Origin of the sequence: Glutamicibacter endophyticus, from assembly GCF_048457885.1 — a bacterium.
Lineage (GTDB): Bacteria > Actinomycetota > Actinomycetes > Actinomycetales > Micrococcaceae > Glutamicibacter > Glutamicibacter endophyticus.
The window spans coordinates 751,919-771,646 of sequence record NZ_CP174200.1 but is presented as its reverse complement, the minus strand read 5'-3'; the positions used below and the strand labels follow the sequence as shown (position 1 = coordinate 771,646).

The following is a 19,728-nucleotide window of genomic DNA, read 5'->3' as shown; positions in this document are numbered from 1 at the left end:
CTCCTGAAGTCGAAGGTTGTCGGTAGTTTCTTCATGCCTAACCTAAGTCTTCGGTGAAAGCAGTGTAAACCTCCCTGTGCACTATAAATACCCGGATTCATTGTGCATTCAAACCAAGGGAACTCGGCCCGATTCAGCTCTCCCGAGCGGCAAGAACCGCCTCATAGAGTTCCCGCTTCTTCACCCCATGCGCACTGGCTACTTCGGCTGCGGCATCTTTCATGCGCGTTCCTTCGGCCACCCGCTGCTGCACCAGGTCGATCAGATCTTCGGCCTTCTCCGGTTCCGGTTCCGGCGCGCCAGCGATCACCACCACGATTTCGCCGCGCACCCCTTCGGAGGCCCACTGGCTCAGTTCCCCTAGCTCACCGCGGCGTACCTCTTCGAACTTCTTGGTCAACTCGCGGGCCACCGCCCCGAGCCGTCCGCTCCCGAATTCTTCCGCGGCTGCACTGAGGAATTCGGCGACACGGTGCGGCGCTTCGAAGAACACCATGGTGCGTTGTTCGGTGGCCAATGCCTGCAGACGCTTACGTCGCTCACCGGCCTTGCGCGGTAAGAAGCCTTCAAAGGTAAACCGTCCGGTGGGCAGCCCCGATAGCGCCAGCGCAGTGAGTACTGCGCTGGGGCCGGGAACCGCGGTGACCAGCACCCCGCGCTCCATCGCGGCGGCAACCAGTGGATAACCCGGATCCGAAACGGCAGGCATCCCGGCGTCGGATACCACGAGCACGGTGGCTCCGGACTCGGCCAGGTCAATTACTTCTTCGCGTTTGGCCACCTCGTTGTGCTCATGCAGGCTCATGACGCGCCCACTCACAGTGACCCCTAGTGCCGAGGCCAGGTGGTGGAAGTTTCGCGTGTCTTCGGCCGCAATCACATCTGCGGTAGCCATAATCTCGCGCAGGCGCGGCGAGGCGTCGGCCAGATTGCCAATGGGTGTTGCGCCCAGCACGATGGCGCCGGCTGATTCGTCCTTATTCACAGGTATTAGCCTACTGTGCGTCGCAAACCCGGGTTTTGCTCGACCACGGCGGTAGCATGAACTTCGATGAGCACAACGGTTTCGCGTCCCACCGTCCACGCCACGGTCCAGTCCTCGCGTCAGGCCTTCAGCGCCGCGAGCCTTCGTGCGCGCCTGCTGTTAGCTACGGCCCCACGGGATGTGCGCACCTGGCTGATTCCATTGGTGATCACCGTGTTGGCCGGAGTGCTGCGCATGGTGAACCTCGAGCATCCGCATCTGCTGATCTTCGACGAAACCTACTACGTCAAGGACGCGTACTCACTGCTCCACCACGGCTATGAGATGGAATGGGTCAAGGACTCAAATGAGCAGTTCATTGCCGGCAATCCACAGCTGACCGGCGAGCCCTCATATGTCGTGCACCCACCGCTGGGTAAATGGTTGATCGCTCTGGGCATGGCGCTGTTCGGTGAGTTCAACGGTTTTGGCTGGCGTTTTGCCACGGCGGTGGCTGGCACGCTGTCGGTGCTCCTCGTCGTTCTCTGCGCACGCAGACTCTTCGCCTCTCATCTGCTGGCCGGGCTGGCCGGACTGTTCATGGCGGTGGATGGGCACAGCATTGTGCTTTCGCGCACCGGCTTGCTCGATATTTTCCTGATGTTCTTCCTGCTCGCCGGGTTCTATTTCCTCGTGTTGGACCGGGAGTTTGCACGCAAGCGCCTAATCCGGGCGTTGTCGGTGCCCGAGGGGCACAAACCCGATGATTTCTCGCTACTTCATGGACCGTTCTTGCCGTGGCGTCCGTGGCGACTGGCTGCAGCCGTAATGTTGGGCTGCGCCGTGTCCGTCAAATGGTCGGCGCTGGCCTTCATCGCAGTGTTCTGCGTGCTCAGCGTGCTCTGGGATTTCTCGGCACGGCGGACGATCGGGATTCGCCACTGGTTCCAGGCATCCTTCGTGAAAGACGGCATATATGCCTTCTTCACCATGATGCCGCTGGTACTGATTACCTATTTGAGCTCCTGGACCGGCTGGTTTATCAGCACCGGCGCCAAATACCGTAACTGGGCTGCCGAACACCCCGGCGAGGGCCTATCTTGGTTGCCCGAGAGCCTCCGCTCGCTGTGGCACTATCATCAGAGCGCCTATCAGTTCCATACCGGTTTAGGGTCGGAACATGGGTGGGCTTCTGCCCCGTGGACCTGGCCCTTCGCCGGTCGCCCGGTACTGATGTATTTCGAGGGTTACGACCAGGGGGTGAACGGTTGCACCGTCTCGCGGTGCACCGAGGTAATCACCGATCTGCCAAACCCGGTGATGTGGCTTGCCGCAACACTGAGCATGTTCCTGCTCATCCTATGGTGGGCCGGGGCCCGCGACTGGCGGGCGGGAGCCATTCTGTCCTCGGTGGTCGCCGGATTCCTGCCGTGGTTGATGTACCCGGAGCGGACGATGTTCTTCTTCTACACGCTACCGCTGGTGCCATTCATGTGCTTGGCCCTGACCTACATGATCGGCAGGTTCCTGCCCGCCCCGAGTGAACCACGGGGTACCGACCATACCCGGGTGCTCCTGGTGGGCATCTTCGTGGCGTTAGTGTTGCTCACTTCTGCCTTCTTCTGGCCCATCTGGTCCGGTGAAATGATTGACGATGCCTACTGGAAGGCTCACCTCTGGATTCCCAGCTGGGGCTAAATTCAACTATATTACTAGGCGGTAATCCCCTCATCCCCGCCACCGCCGCCGAAGGAATCCCATGCGTGAAGTCCATGTTGATCTACTCACCGAACTCGATCCGGGATACAACGCCACCAATCTGCTGTTAGATCGAGTGGCTTCCGCGGGCGACCGCGCCCTCTTCAGCGTGCAGCGCGGCCACCGGTGGCACGATGTAACCGCCAACGACTTTCTGCGCGATGCGCGCCGCTTAGCCGCAACGCTAATAGCCGACGGGCTGCGCCCCGGGGATACCGTCGCGATCATTTCGCGCACCCGCTATGAATGGGCGCTGGCCGAAGAGGCGATCTGGTTCGCCGGAGCGATTTCGGTTCCGATCTACGAAACCTCCAGCCCATACCAAATCGAGTGGATTCTGCGTGACTCCGGAGCACGCGTGGTATTCGCCGAAGATCACGAGATCCGCGCCAATGTGCGCAAAGCCGCCGCCACCCTCGGCGAAAGCGTGACGGTGCATCTGTTCGAAGGAGCCGCTAGCTCCGATGACGAGCTCATCCCCAGCCCCGGCCTACATGCGCTGTTGGCCGATGAGCACCAGATCGACTCCGCCGCGCTGGAGACCGCCCGGGCGAGTGCTGGACTTCACGACCCGGCGACCATGGTCTACACCTCGGGCACCACCGGTCGCCCCAAGGGCTGCACCATGACCCACGCGAACTTCTGCCTCGTGGCGCACAACCTCGCCGCCTACATGCTCGAACTTCTCGGCGAAGAGCGCCGCACCCTCATGTTCCTGCCGCTGGCCCATGTGCTGGCCCGTGCCGTGCAGCAGACCTGCATCCACGGCGGCGCGGTGATCGCCCACTCCAATTCCACCGCGACCATCGCCGAAGATATGGCCGCTGTACGCCCCGGTTTCCTTCTGGCCGTGCCCCGAGTCTTCGAAAAGATCCGCACCACCGCGCTGGCCAGCGCCGAGCAAGCCGGTAAGGCCCAGCTATTTCTCAGCGCTGAACAAACCGCCATCGCAGTTTCGCGCATTCGTGATGCCCGTGGGCGTGGCTTGCCGGCTCGCTTCCCACTGAGTCTTCGACTGAAACATGCGTTCTTCGACCGGGTGCTCTATCCAAAGTTGCGCGCGGTTTTCGGCGGCGAATGCGGGTACGCAATCTCCGGGGCCAGCGCACTGAACCCCGAGGTGGCACACTTCTTCCGTGGCGCTGGCATTCAGCTCGTCGAAGGCTATGGACTGACCGAAACAACCGCGCCGGCCACGGTTAATCAGGCCCATGCCACCCGCGTGGGCACCGTGGGACGTCCCATCCCGGGCACCAGCATCAAGATCGCCGACGACGGCGAAATCCTCATCAAGGGCATCGGTGTGTTCGCCGGCTACCACCACAACCCCACGGCCACTGCCGCGGCATTCACCGACGAGGGCTATTTCCGCTCCGGCGATATGGGTGAACTCGACGATCAGGGTTATCTGCGTGTCACGGGTCGGAAAAAGGAGCTCATCGTCACCGCCGGAGGCAAGAACGTCTCCCCCGGGCCCATGGAGGAAATGGTCCGCGCCGGGCGGATCGCCGGTCAATGTGTGGTTGTCGGTGAAAACCGCCCCTTTGTGGCTGCCTTGATCACGCTCGATACCGAAGAGCTAGGCCTTTGGGCCAAGTCTCAGGGGCTCGGCGAACTCACCCTCAGCCAGGCCGCCGAGCACCCTCAGGTCCTTGCCGAGGTGCAGGGCTATGTCGATGAGGCAAACCGTACCGTGTCCAAGGCCGAGTCCATTCGAAAGTTCCAGATTCTGCCCACCGAATTCACCGAAACCAACGGTTACCTCACCAGTTCGTTGAAGCTCAAGCGGGCCACCGTGCTGGAAAACCATACGGATCAAGTCGAGGCCATCTACGCGCGCTAATAACGGGGCACAAATACAAAAAGTCCGCCGCCGCGCCCATAAGGCTCGGGTGCGGCGGCGGACTTCTACGTCTGGTGGGTATTAGCCCCCAAGGCCAAAGACGCGGGCGTCCTGACGCAGCCGCGAGGCTTCACGGCGTCGGGCCGTGGGCCAGCAGGCGCTCAGCGTGATCACCACACACAACACCACGAGGGCGGCCACGGCGATCGCCGAGTCAATCCAGAACTGCTCCGGGTAGAGCCGGATGAGCGTATCGGTCACGTTGAAGGTCCAGGTCCCCTCGGTGAAGAACAACGCGTGGAAGCTTGAGAAGAAACCGTTCCAGCCCAGCACGGCGGCCACGGCCAAAGCGGCAATTACTGCCAGGAGCAGAATGGCTCCGGTAAAGCAGGAACGGCGTACGCCGCCGGCATAGCGACGCGCAAGATACACGATGCAGATAATGGCCAGTACCGCCAGGATCGCCCCGCCCACGTACACCATGCCCATAAGGTTCTTCACATCGACCATATGTTGCACCTCACCGTCGGTGAACATGGTGGACCCGGTCGGGAATTTGAGACCAGAGAGGAATTCTGGTCCGGCAAAGTTATTGAGGAAATCCACTCCGTAGCTGCCATAGGTCAAGCGCTGCTCATCGGTGAATCCGTAGGCATCCGAGGGGAAACCAGGGCGGCCGTAGGCCAGAGCCAAGAACAGTGGGGTGGCCACCAGCCGTACCGCCGCAATCAAGGCCAGTAGCGGAAAGAGAATGGAGAGCACCACTTGCGCCGTACGCGCCAGCGGAGGCTTTGAGTTGAGGGCTCGTTCACGCGCCGCGCGGCGCTTGAGCGCCTCGGGCGACGGTTTGGGTTCCGGAGAGTAGCTGCCGAAAACTCGGCTCCGCGCCTGGGCGACGGCCGCGGCCGATGCCGGGGAGGTCTTCTCGCTCGAATCGGCCACGCTGACCGGAGGAACCTCCGCGGGACGCTCGACCGGCTTCTGCCCTGCCGCGGCAGGCTTGCTCGGTGCTGGCTTCGGTGCGGTTTGTGCGGCGGTGCGTGCCGCGTCCTTCTCGGCCTGAACCTCATGGGGAAGCTTGATCGCCCGGATCACGTCCTCGACGTCACTGCTGGCTTTGTCCCCATTGGTCGCTGCTTTGGCAACAGGCTTGGCCGCGGCTGGCTTCGCAGCGGCCGGCTTGGCCGTGGGCTTCGCGGCCGGTTTGGCTGCAGCTGGCTTGTTCTGTGGGGCCTTGGCTGCGGCGGGCTTCGCCGCCGGTTTCGCGGTGGCCGAGGCGGCAGCCGGCTTGGCCGAAGCTTCCTTGGCGGCAGGCTTGCTCGTCTCCGGTGCGGCGCTGGTTGGCTTCGCTGGGGCCTGGGACTTGACCGTAGGCTGCTCGTTCGTTGCGGTTCGAGCCTGTTCCTGTGACTGCTTTTTGTGCGCTTCGAGCCGCGCGGCGAGTTTCTCGGCCTTTTGGCTCAGCGAGGCCTGCTGCTTCGCGTCAGGCGTGGCCGCGGTCGTGGACTGAGATGCCGGGGTAGATGACCCGTTGGTATCTTTCGCCGCCTCTGCCATGAGGAAACCTCCAGAATATGCGCACTGATCGATGATTAACGGCGCGGTGTGCCCAGCGTAGGCTCCTGCAGGTTCAGCTTATCCAGCGCGAGGAGCGCAACGGCGCATATCCACACCGAAAACCCAGCCGAGGTTGAGAGATTTCGGCGGCCGTTAGGCTACCGGGGTCACCATGCTGGCTAGGACTCTTCCGGATCGGTGCGTGGAAAGAGCATGGCGACGCGAGGCCCACTATCGAGGCGCGCCCCGCGGGCGGTACGCATCGTTTCCGGGGCCGGGTTCTCCTGGGGTTCGGGTCGAGCATCGGGTTCGCGCACGGCTTGGGCCAGCGCATAGAGTTCATCGACCGGCTCGGGGTCGGCGGGCAGTTCGGAGAACGCCCCTCGAATAAGTTTCCACCCGCTGGGCACCGTCAACCCATTGGCGTGCCGGGCACAGAGGTCGTAGCAGTGCGGCTCGGGGTATGTGGCCAATGGACCAAGCACGGCCGTGGAGTCCGCGTACACGTAGGTCAACGTGGCGCGAGCGGCCTCCTGGCAGGCGGGGCGGGAACACAGACGTAGAGCATGCACATCTTTAGTCTACTCGGCGAGTACCGGCTGTGCGCTGTAGCCGACGCGGCCGGAGCGCATGGCGTTCGCTTCAAGCGCCTAGCGACTTGTAGTGTTAGCTCCATGGACGATCAGTTCGCGGCGCCACGCCGGCGCCGCTGGCGGCATGGACGTGGCCGTCGTGGCCCGCTGATGCCCATGCATTTGCCTGGCTACCGCTCGCGGCCAGAGCGTTTCGATGACGCGGTCATGGCCAGCGCCCAACGACTCGCCGAACGGTGGGGCACGGCGATCGAAGCGATTGACTTCAGTATCTTGCCGGTCCCGGGCGACAAGCTTCTCGACAAAGCCGCAGCGCATGGCACCCGTGTGCCATTGAGCAGTTCTCGGCCGGCAAAGGAGCGGCGCCCGGCACGCATTACGATCTACCGGCTGCCCATCGAACGGCTGGCCGAGTCGCCGGTGGATATCGTGGACATTGTGCACCAGTGCATCGTGCAAGAGGTCGCGAATCTCTGGCTCCGCGACCCGCACGAAATCGATCCGGAGTTCTACCCCGACGACCGCGACTAGTCGCTACCCGGCGACGTTGACCACGATGCCATCGCGCCCGGTGGTGGCCTGTGGCATTGCTGCCCAGCCCAAAGAGCGTTCCGCGCCCCAGACAAGCTGGGCAATGTAGGCGTTCGAATCACCTTCGAAGACCACGGCACTGGCCTGCTCATCGGTATCCCGGGGTTTAAAGTTCACGCTGGTGCCCTGGGCGATTTTCAGGGTCTGCGACTTGTGCAGTTTTCCGTCCTTGCCCACCACGGTGGCGCGTACTTCGGAGGCGGCGAAGGGCGCCGTCAGCGTAAATTCGCCGTTGCCTTCGGCCGCCACCGGCATGACTTGGGTGCCGTTGAGGGCCTGTGAGCTGGCCGCCCATGCCTGGTCGGAGGACTTCTTGGGATCCGACCCACGCACCATGCGTACCGACGCGGTCACCGGATCGTTGGATTCAACCACCACCGAATAGGTGCCCGGGGCCACCGAAGATAGGTCCACAATGCTGGTGGCGTTGGACGCGACCGCCAGATTATCTCCGAGCTCGGCCTTGACCTCGCCCTTGGCATCGAGCAGTTTCACTGTGAAACCAGCACCGGCGGCACCGGTGGCCGCCACGTGCAACTGCGGCACAAGATTGTTCTGACCTCCAGAGCCGGTTAGCTTCTGGAGATCACCGGGCTGCGGAATCCACACACCGGGGATGACCTGCTTGGCGGCTGCCACCGCATTGGCCTGCACCCAGTCCACGCCGGAAGGCGTCAGACCACGCAGGGAGGTTTGTTGCACCATCGCGGTGATCTTGCCGCCGGTGCTATCCACCGAGACGGCCACGGACTCTTCATCCGGCGCATATGCTCCGAGCACGATGGCCCGGGTAGCCCCCGGCGCCAGCACAATATTCTGCAAGGTCGGGGCGTCGATGAGCCCCTCACGGCCACGTAACTGCAGGTTCAACTGCGCGCTGGTCCGCGTGGGGTTCGCCAGGTGCAAAACACTGGTGGTACCTGTTTGCGTCTGCAATCCGGTAAAGCGCCAGCTGGCCGAGGGTACCTGACAGCTGGCAACAGCCAGGCCGGCTAGGTCCCCGTCCTTTGCGAAGAAACTACGCAAGCCGCTGCCGATGGAGGGAAGCTGCCCCAGCGGCTGAACACCGAACACGGCGGCCGAGGAACGCTTGGTGTCGGTATCTACCCGAGCAACACGCCCGGTCAAACCCTCGGCGTCGGCTCCCTTGGCTTCGGCGGCTTCCTGCTCGTCGATGCGCTTGGTGATGTCTTTGGCGTCGCTGCCGTCAAGTGCCGACAGGCTCGCTCCCGGCATCCGCTTGGCAAGATCGGAGACCAATGCGGTGCGCAGGCTCGTGGAAATGTCCTTCGCGCCAGGCTCAAACTGCGGGTCCACCCCGTCCACGCCCTTCAGAAGCTGCGGCGCTGGCAGGCACACGCTCTGCGCGTCACCGGCAGGCAACGAGGTCACCGCGGCCGGAAGGGTTTGCCGATCCGGTTCTGGTAGCAGGAACGAGCCCGCGGCGACGAGTCCGCCGGTGACACCAACCGCTAGGCAAGAGAGCAGTGCGGCGCCAACTTTCCGGCGGCGCTGATGGTGCTGTGCGTCCTTCTTCGCGGCACGCGAAACCTTTGCCAACTTGCGCTGGCGCTTGGCTACGGACGGATCCAGCGGTTCGGATGCCTTCTGGGTTGCCTCTGTCCCGGTGCTTTGGTCCTTGACCGGCTCGGGTGCAGGCTTCGGCGCTGGCTCCTCGGAGGAGGCTGGCTTCGGTTCGGGCTGGCGCTCTGGCTTGGCGGCACCGACCGGTTCGGGCAGGTCGGAGTCGCGGGCCGGTTCCCCTCGGGTGGAATCAGACACTACTTCTTCTCCTGCTCTGCGTCGCTGTCGGAAATCCGGTCGCTGAGCTTCGGGTTGAGATCTTCACGAACACGGTGGGCACGTTCTCGCGCCTCTCGTCGACTCAGGGCCGGTCGCGGTGCCGCAGTGGCGGCCGGCACGGTCTCGGGAAGCACCTCTGGCTCTTCCGACGTAGCTTCCGTGGCCTCCGAAGCTTCGCTGGATTTACCGCGGAATCGGTATTCTCCGGTGCGGTAACTCACCAGACGCCGGTTGCTCGGTACCGGGATGGCCAAGAGGACGGTGATCAACAAGACCAGTGCACCAAGCACAATCGCAGGAATCGCCAACGGTTGCTCGTATCGGACGGAAAGTTCGCCCGCTTCGGCCGGAACCTTCCAGGCTTGCGCCCACCGGTTCTGTGAATCCTCCGGATAGCTCACCGACTGCAGAGGTTCACCATTGAAGCTGGCCCGCCACCGCGGGTCGGCGGCAGTGCCCAGCACCAGAGTCCGTTCAGCGGAGGCCTCTGGCAACTGAAGGTCACGAATCTTATCGCGGCTGGATTCCAGCACTGCGATCGTCCCGTTCTCCTGGATAATGCGGGCAAACCCGCTACCGGCTTCACCGTCGCTGTTCTCATAGCCCACACGCCAGAGCCAGCCGCTGTCGGTTTGACCCACGGCGGCCAAGCCGGTGGCGGAGTCCAAGACGCGAACCGTCGCCGATGCGGCCTCGCCACGTTCGTTGAGCACCACATAGCCAACGCCCAGATCGCCGAGCAATTCACGGGCGTCCAATGCTGATTCGGACAGAAGCATCGCCACGGCTTCGCGCTGCGCCTGCTCGGTGGCCGAATCATTGTTCCGCTCCGGGGCCCACAGTGGGCCGGTCAGCTGGCGAGCCTGGCTGACGGTACTGAGCGAGTCGAGGCTTTGGCCGTCCCCACTAACTAGCTGGCTGTCGATATCACCGTTTGAGCGTCGGGTGAGCACGAGTGTGCGTTCGGCCGCGGCGCTACGCCCCGCATCGGCCGCGGTGGCCGGCACGGTACGTGCCACCGACGGTCCGACCTGGCGGGTCCCAGCCAGCGCCACGGAACGATCGTCCTGGGCGGTGAACAGTTGCCCGGCCATAGAGATGGTTCCGGCCGCCAACACGCTGATCACGGCCAGCGCCGTGATCGCGCCAAGCAGGCTACGCGGTGCCGGCCGACGTGCCGGACGGGCCAGTTGTTCCTGCCGCACGGCCGCCACCGAGGTCGCGGCGGCACCGATCAGTGCCAATACCGCGAGCGAGATGAACGGCCCGGCATAGGCGGTCACCGCCTGATCGGAATCGAGCGCTGCCGGCAAACGGCCCAGCCCCCACCCGGCAAGTAGCGATAAGGCCGCGGCCCACATGAGCAATCGCGGGTTACGCCGCGAGGCAAAGTTGGAGCTGAATCCGGCTCCGATGGTGCCAGCGCAGGCCAGCAGCAGCACCGGGGCGCCGACGAGTAGCGCCGCGACGAGGGCCCACGGACCCTGCGGAAGCCAGTCGAAACCCACCGGCGCACCGGCGATGTCGAAGGCCTGTGGGAAGCCCAAGAGCATCTGCCAAAGCGGGGCAGGATCGTAGGCCAATGGGGCGCCTGGTTCGCCGAGCAGCACGCGCGGGGTTTCAATGGCATCCAACAGCACTGGCAGATTCCAGAGCAACGCAGGCAGCGGCACCCACCACAGGGTTTTGGCTCGGCGCGGTGCAAGCAGTGTCAGCAGGTACACGAGCACGACGAGCGTTAGGAAGAAAGGTAGGGATCCGGTCGAGATCGCGAAGAGAAGCAGGGCAGCGCAGGCCGACGCGGTCCACGCCGACTTATGTTGTTCGGTGGCCTCGCGTTCCACCGTGCCCTCAACCGGCACCTGTGCGTTCATGGCACGAAGCAGGGCCATAAGGAACAACGGCAGCAGTACGTGAATGGCTGCAGCCCCTAGGCGCCCGGAGTTCAGCGCGGCGAAAAGCGAAGGCTGCAAGCCCCAGAGCAATGCCACGACGAAGCGTAGCGCGCGCGAACGGCTGAGCGCACCGATCCCCCACCATGCGGTGAATCCGGCCAGCGGAATCATCGCCAGGTACAGGATCACCATGGCTTGATTTGCGTGGTTTACCGAGATCAGCCCGAGTAGCAAATACATCGAATCGGCGCTATCCGGAGCTGCGCCGAGACCGGTTCCCAGCGGTTGCCACCAGGAAAAAGCGTTGGCCACAAGCTGCGAAAGCGAGGTCGACAGCGGGCGCATGGCACCACCGTCTAGCGCCGACGCGCCGAGAATTGAGCGCCAGCCGACCAGAGAAACACCTACGAGCAGCGCAAGGGCCAGCAACAGCGAAAGCACCGCCGAGGTCCGCGGCGGGCGGGCCAAACTGGCGTAGTCGCCGAAGTTATCGCCACTGGGTTCCATCGGTCCGGCGGCACCCGAACCGTCTCCGTAGACGTCTTGTTCCGTGCGTCCGGTGGCGAGGTTGCGGCGATATTCGCGCACCTGCGCGCCGGTAGCCATGAGCTTGTGGACCTGTCGCCGCGGGATCTGCTTGCTCGAGCGCACCTGGCGGCGGGAGGCGGCAAGTTTCAGCGGAGAGAAGAGCCCGCGCAGCGTGGCGCCGAGATGGCTAAAGGCGTGCCCCGGGTCCTTGGCCAGTAACGCACCCATGAAGTGCACGAGCGAACCGGCGAGAATGCCGATCCAGAGTAGCGGCAGGGCGGCCGGAGCCGCATATTTGAGCCGCATGAAAACTTCGGCACGTCGCGCTTCCCGCGGACCTGCCATGCTCTCGACCACATCGGCGTGGTGATACATCTTGGCCTCGGGGACCACAACCACGCGGTGCCCGGCTAGGCGGTTGCGCCACGACAGGTCGACGTCGTCTCCGCGTCCGGGCAACGCCGGGTCAAAACCGCCGAGTTCCTCGAATACTTCACGCCGGATGAACATGCCTGCGGAAGAGACGGCAAAGTAGTCGCTGCGCGCGTCATACTGCCCCTGATCAACCTCGTCGGTGTCGACCATGGTAAGGCGTTGCGCGCGGCGGTCCACCACAAGTCCTACCTCGACCAGCCGCCGCGGATTATCAATGTCCAGCAGCTTACAACCCGCGATGGAGACCGATTCGGAGGCCTCCACGGTCCGGGTGAGGTGTTCCAACGCGTCGGTGGCCGGGGTTGAATCGTCGTGGATGATCCAGAGCCACTCGTCGCGATCTTCGCGGGCGGCAGGCAAGGCTTCAACGGCCTCGGCCACGGAGCGCCCCAGGGAATGCTTTGGTGCATGGAGCAGCGCAGCGTTGGAGGGAAGATTGACCTTCAGCGTCTCGAACGAGCTGTCTTGAGAGGCCGCGTCCACGCCAACGAATCGTTCAATGGGGCGAGTCTGGTTGCGCAGAGCGGCAAGAGTGCGTGGCAAATAGTCAGCGCCATCGTGCGCAGCAACGATGGCGGTGACATGGATTGGCGGGCGAATTAGATGGCTCGTTTCCGTAGGCGGCGGCGTTCGCGCTCCGAGAGCCCTCCCCAGATACCGAAACGCTCATCGTTGCTCAACGCATATTCAAGACACTCTGAACGTACCGCACAGGCACCGCAAACGCGCTTCGCATCGCGGGTGGATCCGCCCTTTTCCGGGAAGAACGCCTCCGGATCGGTCTGTGCGCACAGGGCACGGGCCTGCCAGCCCAGCTCACCCTCGTCCAGATCGCCGCCGACACCCAGCCATACGGCCTTAATGCTGTCGCGGACCTGCTCATCTTCATCGAGTTCCGGTGCCCACGAGCCTGCGGTGGACACGGCCTCGGTCGTCTCTACTGGCTGCGCCTCGTCGCGCTCGAGGAGCGCGTCTGCAGCCTTCTCTAGATCTTCAGCGAGGGAATCTCGCTCTTGATCCTCCGCCTGAGGATCGACAAACCAATCGGATGGAGCGCCTTCGAGCCCGTACTGGGACGACGCAACAGCTGATGTCGAAATATCGGAGTACGCCTGCTCCAAATTCGCCATGTGATGTTGACCTTTCGCTTGGTTTGAGTTAGTTAGGCAGGTTACACCGATGCCCATTCGCTTCTATTTATTCCATCGATCTAGCGTAAATGGCGATCGAAGCGAACTCACCATCTAATTACATCCGTGTAACTCGCCCATAGTCAAGCGGGGAGGTCATTCTATGGAGACTTCTCAGCAAACTCTCGGCACAACACGCCGAGAAGAATGGAAGGTTAACCGGGCGTGCCCCGTGGGGGTCGTATCTTGCCGCGGAATTGGTTAAGTTTCTTCTATGACCGATACAGCGCGCCCCGCTCCTTACATTGACGATCTGCTCTCCACTCGCCGAGCCCAAGCCACGCCGTGGCTGATATGGCACTCTCACGAGGGCGAACGCATCGAGCTCTCCGGCAGGGTCTTCGACAACTGGGTGGCCAAGAGCGCCAACCTGCTCATGGACCTCCCGGCGCTGAATCCCGGTGACACCGTCGTGCTGGACCTGCCGACACACTGGAAATCTCTGGTGCTGGCCTTCGCCATTTGGCACCACGGTGCGGTGCTCACCACTCCGGATGATGAGCTGGCCACCGAGGCGGTGCTTTGGGTAAGCACCGACCCCAATGATGCGCGTATTCCTCCGGCTGCCGAGATCCTGGCAGTGAATCTCGCCTCGCTGGCTTTGGCTTTCGACGGCGATCTAGGACCGGTAGCCGAGGACTATACCGCCCTCGTCCGGTCGTTTGCCGATAGCTTTTCCGCCTCGGCCCTACCCGGGCACCTCACCGCACTGGCCGCCGGCAGCACAAAACTAAGCTTGGCCGAGATTTGCAACGGCGACCGAAAAGAGCAAGGCACCGTTGCGCTCAACGGCGCACTCCCCCTGCCAGAGGTCCTGCCCTGGATCGTGGAACGCTTCGCCGCCGGTGACAGCATTGTGCTGCTCGGAGAGCAAGTCGAACTCAGCGACTCGCTGCGCAGTAGTGAAGGTATCGGTTCCGAGTACGGGTTCGCGCAGAAAAACTAAAACTTAGACCTTGGGCTGGGCGCCGGTATCGGTGCCCAGCGGCTCGGCAATCACCGGCTCTTCGTGGTGGTGCGAGCCGATCAGCTCACGGTCGTGAGCGAACTGTTCTTCTTGATCCAGTTCGGCGCCAAAGACCCAGAAACGGTAGGCGAAGAAGCGGAAGATCGTACCCAGCACCAGACCAACCACCGAACCGGCAATGAAGACGCTCGTCGGGTCGGTCAGACCCAGAACATACTTGGTCACCCAAACACAGGCCGCAGCAATGCCCAGACCGATGGCGTTCATCACGATGAACATAACCAGCTCGCGCACCACATTCGCTTGGCGGCGGTGGCGGAACGTCCAGTAGCGGTTAGCAACCCACGAAAAGAGGGTGGCCACGACACCAGCGACGATTTTGGCCTTCACCTGTGAATCGCTCATCGGACCATGCAACATCCACAGGTAAATCGACGAGTCAATGACGAAGGCGACACCGCCAACGACTCCGAACTTGGCGACCTCGCGCCACAGCAGCGATACGAGTCCTGCGATCTTATGGCTGATGCGCTCGAACATTGCCCTCCACACATGGCCCAAGACCACCAACGCATTCCTGTTCGGGTTGCGCGGGCGGTCGGGCACGAAATTCTATAGGTCCCCGGCGGTAGCCGGGATCTGTACGCTTTCCCAATTCCAAGTAAATCGGAGTTGTCCGACCCATTTTATAGGCGATTCCTGTTAATAGGCCGGAGATTACGCGGAAGGAGAGCACCAGCACACTCCTCGAGCGCAGTATTTCGATAACCTAGGTGGGTGAGCTTTCCAAAAATTGGTGTGATTGGTGGCGGGCAGTTGGCCCGCATGATGGCCCCCGAGGCACTAAACCTCGGATTTGAACTGCATATTCTGGCGGAAGGAGCAGAGGTCTCGGCCGCGCGCTGCGTGCCCGATGCCCCGGTCGGCGACTACAAAGATCTACAGACCCTTCGCGATTTCGCCCGGGGCAAGGATGTGGTGACCTTTGACCACGAGCATGTCCCGAATGAACACCTCAATACGCTGATCGACGAGGGCGTGAACATTCAGCCACGCCCGCAGGCGCTGATTCACGCGCAGGACAAACTCATTATGCGGGCCGCCATTGAGCGCCTCGGCCTGCCAAACCCGGCGTGGGCCAAAGTCGAAACCGTGGCTGAACTCGTGGAGTTTGGCGATCGCATCGGCTGGCCCGTGGTATTGAAGACCCCGCGCGGCGGCTACGACGGCAAGGGTGTGCGCATCATCGATGACGCTGCATCCGCCGCGGAGGCAGCCGACTGGTTCGCCAACGGTGCCCTATTAGCCGAAGATAAGGTCAACTTCAGCCGGGAGCTGTCCGCGCTGGTCGCGCGCACCCCCTCGGGCGAGTCCAAGGCTTGGCCGGTCGTGCACACCATTCAGGTCGATGGTGTGTGCGACGAGGTTATCGCCCCCGCACAGGATTTGGATCCGGCCGCCGCGTCGGCGGCCGCCGATGCGGCCCTACGCATCGCCGCGGAGTTCGGTGTCACCGGTGTGATGGCCGCCGAGCTCTTCGAGACCCCGGGGCAGGGCATAGGCTTCGTCATTAATGAACTGGCCATGCGCCCGCACAACACCGGCCACTGGACGCAGAACGGCTCGATCACCAGCCAGTTCGAACAGCATTTGCGTGCCGTCCTCGACCTGCCGTTGGGTGCGACCGACGCGCTGGGAACCACGGTTATGAAGAATTACCTCGGCGGCGCCAATGAGGATCTGTTCTCCGCTTTCCCTGCCGCACTGGCCCACGCACCGGAAGTTAAGGTGCACGCCTATGGCAAGTCCGTCCGCACGGGCCGCAAGATCGGCCACGTTAACGTGGTGGCAAACAACGGGCAAAGTGTCGATGAACTTCGCCAGCGCGCCGGTGAAGTCGCCGCGCTAATCCGTGACGGCGTCCCGGTCCACGGGTAATCTTCCAACCGGGGCACCGCTATGTCGTTGCCCCGCCCTAACGCAAGGACTCTTTTTCAAATGACTTCAACTGCACCACTGGTCGGCCTCGTCATGGGTTCGGATTCCGACTGGCCGGTTATGCGGCTAGCGGCCGAGGCCCTGACGGAATTTGGCATCCCCTTCGAGGCCGATGTGGTCTCCGCACACCGGATGCCCACCGAGATGATCGAGTATGGGCAGCGTGCTCACGAGCGCGGACTACGGGTGATCATTGCTGGCGCCGGAGGTGCCGCGCACCTTCCCGGAATGCTCGCTTCGGTTACGCCCTTGCCGGTGATCGGCGTGCCGGTGCCGCTGGCCAAGCTCGATGGCATGGACTCCTTGCTGTCGATCGTGCAGATGCCGGCCGGCGTTCCGGTGGCCACCGTGTCGATCGGCGGGGCCCGCAATGCGGGTCTGCTGGCGGTGCGCATGCTCGCTTCGGGAACCGATGAGCTGGCCGAGTCGTTGCAGAACAAGTTGTTGGAATTTGCCAACTCTCTGCGCGAATCGGCTTACGCCAAGGGTGCCTCCCTGCGCGCAGAAGTCGCCAACGAGAAGTTCACGTCCTAAAGAAAGCCGCTGCAAATATATGGGTTCCGCCTCGCATCGCGCACCAAGTCCATTGCGCCATCCGGAAGATTTGAATTCACCGGCGCGCAGTAAGCGCGCCCTGCTACTGGTCATCATGACCATCCTGATTCCCGGTAGCGCTCAGCTCATCGCCGGTAACCGCGCGCTCGGTCGTATTGCGCTGACCGTAACCCTCACATGCTGGGCTATCGCGTTGGCGGTGCTCGGACTGTACTTCATCGATCGCGGCGTCATTCTTTCCACGATCGCGCACCCGAATTTCCAGCTTGTGCTGATCGTCGTGCTCGGCGCGCTGGCCGTGGGCTGGCTGATCATGTTCTTGAACACGCTGGCGATTATCAGGCCGAAACTGCTGGCGCCGGGCATGCGAGTCATCGTCGCGGCCTTCACGATTTTGGCCGTGGTGGCCACCAGTGGTGTGTTTATCTATGGTGCCTCGCTGGTGAACACCGGACGCGAGACCATCACCAAGGTCTTCGACGAGGGACCTGCCTTTGACCCGGTCGATGGGCGCTACAACATTGCCGTACTCGGTGCCGACTCGGGCGATAACCGTACCGGTGTGCGTACCGACTCGATGGCGCTACTCTCGGTAGACGCCAAAACCGGCAAGTCGTTGATGATTTCGATTCCGCGCAATATGCAGAATGCCCGCTTTGCCGATGACTCACCGATGAAGCAGTTCTACCCGAACGGCTACAACTGTGGTGACGAATGCCTGTTCAATGCCATTTACCGCGATGCCGAGGATAACCACGCCGACGCGTTCCCCGATTCGGTGAAGAACGTTGGCGCCCAGGCCGTGATGGACGCGATCTCCGGCAGCACCGGTCTGGCAGTTCAGGGTTACGTCATGGTGGACATGGCCGGCTTCCAGCAGTTTATCGACGCGCTGGGTGGGGTGAAGATCAACTCCGGTGGTTGGGTCCCCTACAACGCGAAAAAGTGGGAGGGCACCAACATCCGCACCCACTGGTTCCCACCGGGCGAGCTGGAGTTGAACGGCAAGCAGGCCCTGTGGTTTGGCCGCTCGCGCGACTTTACCGATGATTACCACCGCATCAAGCGGCAGCAGTGCCTGCAGCAGGCAATCATCAAGCAGTTCAACCCGGAGACCATCCTGACCCGCTTCACCGCGATCATGCAGGCCGGCGAACAGCTGGTGGAAACCAACATTCCCGCCGGACAGCTGGGATCCTTCGTGTCGCTCGCGGATAAGACTCGGGCCACCCCGTTCAAGCGGTTGACCTTGGGCGCGCCGGACTTCCCACGCAGTTTCTCGACCTACCCGGACTTCGACGAGATTCATTCGCGCATCGAAAAACTCATCGCCGCGCAGAATGAGGAAAAGAAGAAGGAGCCGAAGAAGAAGGACGAAAAGAGCAACTCGGCCTCGCCGAGCGAGTCCTCGGAGAAGACCGAGGAAAGCGAAGAACCGAATGACGGTACCGGGACGAACGACGCCCCGAAGCTCTCGAACGGTTCCGAGCAGACCTTCACCCAGCCAGATGGCAGCCCGATCACCGAGGAATACCTCGTAAACCTCGAGTACAACGGTGCGCGCACCCGTATCGCGCAGATCGCCGCCAACAACGACGAATGCTCGGTGCCCTAAACGGCAACGGGTTCAACCGCTATGAAAGGCTCTCCCTCGATGATTGAGTTGCAGAACCAGATCCGGGACTACCACTGGGGTACCGCATCACAGATCACCGACGAGTTGGGCCTGCCCCGGTCCATCACTCCGCAAGCGGAGTTGTGGATCGGGGCCCACCCCGGTTCGCCGAGTTGTTCGCTTGAAGGTGTCTCGTTGGCCGAACTCATTGCGGCCGACCCGCAGGGTCTTTTAGGCGCGGATGTCGCCGAACGCTATGGCCGGTTGCCGTTCTTGTTCAAGGTGCTGTCCGCCGCGCAACCGCTGTCGATTCAGGTACACCCGACGCTGCAGCAGGCACGTGCCGGGTATGCCGCCGAGCAGGCTGCCGGCGTTCCTGACGATGCCGCACACCGCAACTACAAGGACGATAACCACAAGCCGGAGATGCTTTATGCGTTGACCGAGTTCACCGCGCTCTCCGGGTTCCGGGAACCGGCGGCCATCGTCAGCGACCTGCGTTTACTGCAAGGAGACCTGGGCCAAGGAGGCGCCGCCACCTGTCAACGCCTCATCGAATTGCTCGAGGGTGAAAAGCCGCTGGCTGCCGCGCTGGATTTCGTGCTCACCGCTGGGGAGCCGGTCACCGTCATGCTCGATGAGATGCTGACCGCCATCGAAGCCGACCCGACGCTGAATGAGGTTGCCCGTTTCGCCGAGATGCTGCGGATCAGCACGATCTACCCTTCCGATCCAGGCATCTTGGTGTCCTTGCTGTTGAATTTGGTGACCCTGCAACCGGGACAGGCCATTAGCCTTGGGGCCGGAAATGTTCACGCCTATCTGCGCGGGCTCGGCATCGAAGTGATGGCCAACTCGGATAATGTGTTGCGCGGCGGGCTGACCAGCAAGCATATCGACGTGCCCGAACTGCTCAAGGTCACCGTCGCGACCCCGGCCCCGGCGCCATTGCTGGAGGGCGAGTCGCTGGGAACCGGGAACCGACAGTTCATTCCGCAGTTCTCCGAGTTCAAGTTGCAGGTGCTCGATGGCATCGCCGACGGTGAGCAGGTAGATCTGCAACTCCACGGTGGATCCATTTTGCTGTGCACTCAGGGGCGCTTCAGCATCCGTGGTGCCGCCGGAGAACGCGTGGTGGAACGCGGCCAGTCGGTGTTCGTGCCCGCGACGGAACTACCGTTGCAGGCCAGTATGCTCGGCGCCGAGCCCGGGCGTCTTTTTGCCGCCAGTGCGCAACCGGCCTAGCCCACCACCGCACTAGAGATCCGCCGCGTGAGCCGGAACACTACCGGATCATCCATCGTCGAGATATGAAATAGACTGATGGTTGCCCTTCAACCCATCAGACTGTTGCGCGCCCGGCGCAGAGCCTGAGGTCTTGGGGCAGTCCACTTTCGAACTCAACCTGAGCCTTGCCGCCTGGCGGTGCCAGGCTC

General features: G+C 62.7%; 15 protein-coding genes. 8 read left to right on the top strand and 7 right to left on the bottom strand.

Features of this window, described 5'->3' with window-relative positions:
- Positions 1–133: 133 nt before the first annotated feature.
- Entirely contained in the window at positions 134–985 is an 852-nt protein-coding gene (gene rsmI, locus ACJD00_RS03720; RefSeq protein ID WP_418908543.1) for a 16S rRNA (cytidine(1402)-2'-O)-methyltransferase, read from the bottom strand.
- A 66-nt stretch (positions 986–1,051) separates the two neighbouring features.
- Between rsmI and ACJD00_RS03715 the strand changes: the two genes are divergently transcribed.
- Together ACJD00_RS03715 and ACJD00_RS03710 are read left to right on the top strand one after the other, a co-directional pair.
- Entirely contained in the window at positions 1,052–2,662 is a 1,611-nt protein-coding gene (locus ACJD00_RS03715) for a dolichyl-phosphate-mannose--protein mannosyltransferase (protein ID WP_418908542.1), read from the top strand.
- Positions 2,663–2,723: 61 nt separating this feature from the next.
- Positions 2,724–4,565 (top strand): AMP-dependent synthetase/ligase, encoded by a 1,842-nt coding sequence (locus ACJD00_RS03710; RefSeq protein ID WP_418908541.1) that lies wholly within the window; start codon positions 2,724–2,726, stop codon positions 4,563–4,565.
- Between the two features lie 81 nt (positions 4,566–4,646).
- Here the strand turns inward: ACJD00_RS03710 and ACJD00_RS03705 are convergent, their stop codons facing one another.
- Together ACJD00_RS03705 and ACJD00_RS03700 are read right to left on the bottom strand one after the other, a co-directional pair.
- On the bottom strand, positions 4,647–6,122 hold the full coding sequence (locus tag ACJD00_RS03705) for a TIGR01906 family membrane protein (RefSeq protein ID WP_418908540.1): 1,476 nt from the start codon (positions 6,120–6,122) through the stop codon (positions 4,647–4,649).
- A gap of 179 nt (positions 6,123–6,301) precedes the next feature.
- The gene (locus ACJD00_RS03700; protein ID WP_418908539.1) at positions 6,302–6,694 is read right to left on the bottom strand and encodes a DUF3499 domain-containing protein; all 393 of its coding nucleotides are present in this window, start codon (positions 6,692–6,694) and stop codon (positions 6,302–6,304) included.
- 102 nt (positions 6,695–6,796) lie between these two features.
- On the opposite strand from ACJD00_RS03700, the gene ACJD00_RS03695 reads away from it, so the two are divergent.
- Positions 6,797–7,246, top strand: coding sequence for a metallopeptidase family protein (locus ACJD00_RS03695; protein ID WP_309408540.1), 450 nt, complete (start codon positions 6,797–6,799; stop codon positions 7,244–7,246).
- Positions 7,247–7,249: 3 nt separating this feature from the next.
- Here the strand turns inward: ACJD00_RS03695 and ACJD00_RS03690 are convergent, their stop codons facing one another.
- The 3 genes from ACJD00_RS03690 to ACJD00_RS03680 are packed head-to-tail and all read right to left on the bottom strand — an operon-like array spanning position 7,250 to position 13,097.
- Positions 7,250–9,088, bottom strand: a complete 1,839-nt coding sequence (locus ACJD00_RS03690) for a DUF5719 family protein (RefSeq protein WP_418908538.1) — start codon at positions 9,086–9,088, stop codon at positions 7,250–7,252.
- Positions 9,088–12,555, bottom strand: a complete 3,468-nt coding sequence (locus ACJD00_RS03685; RefSeq protein WP_418909297.1) for a glycosyltransferase — start codon at positions 12,553–12,555, stop codon at positions 9,088–9,090. The genes ACJD00_RS03690 and ACJD00_RS03685 overlap by 1 nt, the downstream gene beginning before the upstream one ends.
- Positions 12,556–12,566: 11 nt before the next feature.
- Positions 12,567–13,097 carry a WhiB family transcriptional regulator gene (locus ACJD00_RS03680; protein ID WP_418908537.1) on the bottom strand — a complete coding sequence of 177 codons (531 nt, stop codon included), beginning with the start codon at positions 13,095–13,097 and terminating at the stop codon, positions 12,567–12,569.
- 274 nt (positions 13,098–13,371) lie between these two features.
- Here ACJD00_RS03680 and ACJD00_RS03675 point away from each other — a divergent pair, with 274 nt between their 5' ends.
- Positions 13,372–14,103 (top strand): TIGR03089 family protein, encoded by a 732-nt coding sequence (locus ACJD00_RS03675; RefSeq protein WP_418908536.1) that lies wholly within the window; start codon positions 13,372–13,374, stop codon positions 14,101–14,103.
- A 3-nt stretch (positions 14,104–14,106) separates the two neighbouring features.
- On the opposite strand, the gene ACJD00_RS03670 is transcribed toward ACJD00_RS03675, so the two are convergent.
- Positions 14,107–14,664, bottom strand: coding sequence for a GtrA family protein (locus ACJD00_RS03670; protein WP_418908535.1), 558 nt, complete (start codon positions 14,662–14,664; stop codon positions 14,107–14,109).
- Positions 14,665–14,901: 237 nt separating this feature from the next.
- Between ACJD00_RS03670 and ACJD00_RS03665 the strand changes: the two genes are divergently transcribed.
- The 4 genes from ACJD00_RS03665 (at position 14,902) to manA (ending at position 19,537) form a co-directional block, all read left to right on the top strand.
- Positions 14,902–16,062, top strand: a complete 1,161-nt coding sequence (locus ACJD00_RS03665; RefSeq protein ID WP_418908534.1) for a 5-(carboxyamino)imidazole ribonucleotide synthase — start codon at positions 14,902–14,904, stop codon at positions 16,060–16,062.
- 60 nt (positions 16,063–16,122) lie between these two features.
- Positions 16,123–16,656, top strand: coding sequence for a 5-(carboxyamino)imidazole ribonucleotide mutase (gene purE, locus ACJD00_RS03660; protein WP_418908533.1), 534 nt, complete (start codon positions 16,123–16,125; stop codon positions 16,654–16,656).
- 115 nt (positions 16,657–16,771) lie between these two features.
- Positions 16,772–18,292, top strand: coding sequence for an LCP family protein (locus ACJD00_RS03655; RefSeq protein WP_418908532.1), 1,521 nt, complete (start codon positions 16,772–16,774; stop codon positions 18,290–18,292).
- Positions 18,293–18,331: 39 nt separating this feature from the next.
- Entirely contained in the window at positions 18,332–19,537 is a 1,206-nt protein-coding gene (gene manA / locus ACJD00_RS03650; protein ID WP_418908531.1) for a mannose-6-phosphate isomerase, class I, read from the top strand.
- Positions 19,538–19,728 lie beyond the last annotated feature (191 nt).

What these genes read in the sequence shown, in the direction of transcription:
- ACJD00_RS03675 (WP_418908536.1), top strand. Translation starts at nt 13,372, where the DNA reads ATGACCGATACAGCGCGCCCCGCTCCTTACATTGACGATCTGCTCTCC.
- ACJD00_RS03680 (WP_418908537.1), bottom strand. Translation starts at nt 13,097, where the DNA reads ATGGCGAATTTGGAGCAGGCGTACTCCGATATTTCGACATCAGCTGTT.
- purE (WP_418908533.1), top strand. Translation starts at nt 16,123, where the DNA reads ATGACTTCAACTGCACCACTGGTCGGCCTCGTCATGGGTTCGGATTCC.
- ACJD00_RS03715 (WP_418908542.1), top strand. Translation starts at nt 1,052, where the DNA reads ATGAGCACAACGGTTTCGCGTCCCACCGTCCACGCCACGGTCCAGTCC.
- ACJD00_RS03705 (WP_418908540.1), bottom strand. Translation starts at nt 6,122, where the DNA reads ATGGCAGAGGCGGCGAAAGATACCAACGGGTCATCTACCCCGGCATCT.
- manA (WP_418908531.1), top strand. Translation starts at nt 18,332, where the DNA reads ATGATTGAGTTGCAGAACCAGATCCGGGACTACCACTGGGGTACCGCA.
- ACJD00_RS03655 (WP_418908532.1), top strand. Translation starts at nt 16,772, where the DNA reads ATGACCATCCTGATTCCCGGTAGCGCTCAGCTCATCGCCGGTAACCGC.
- ACJD00_RS03710 (WP_418908541.1), top strand. Translation starts at nt 2,724, where the DNA reads ATGCGTGAAGTCCATGTTGATCTACTCACCGAACTCGATCCGGGATAC.
- ACJD00_RS03695 (WP_309408540.1), top strand. Translation starts at nt 6,797, where the DNA reads ATGGACGATCAGTTCGCGGCGCCACGCCGGCGCCGCTGGCGGCATGGA.
- ACJD00_RS03670 (WP_418908535.1), bottom strand. Translation starts at nt 14,664, where the DNA reads ATGTTCGAGCGCATCAGCCATAAGATCGCAGGACTCGTATCGCTGCTG.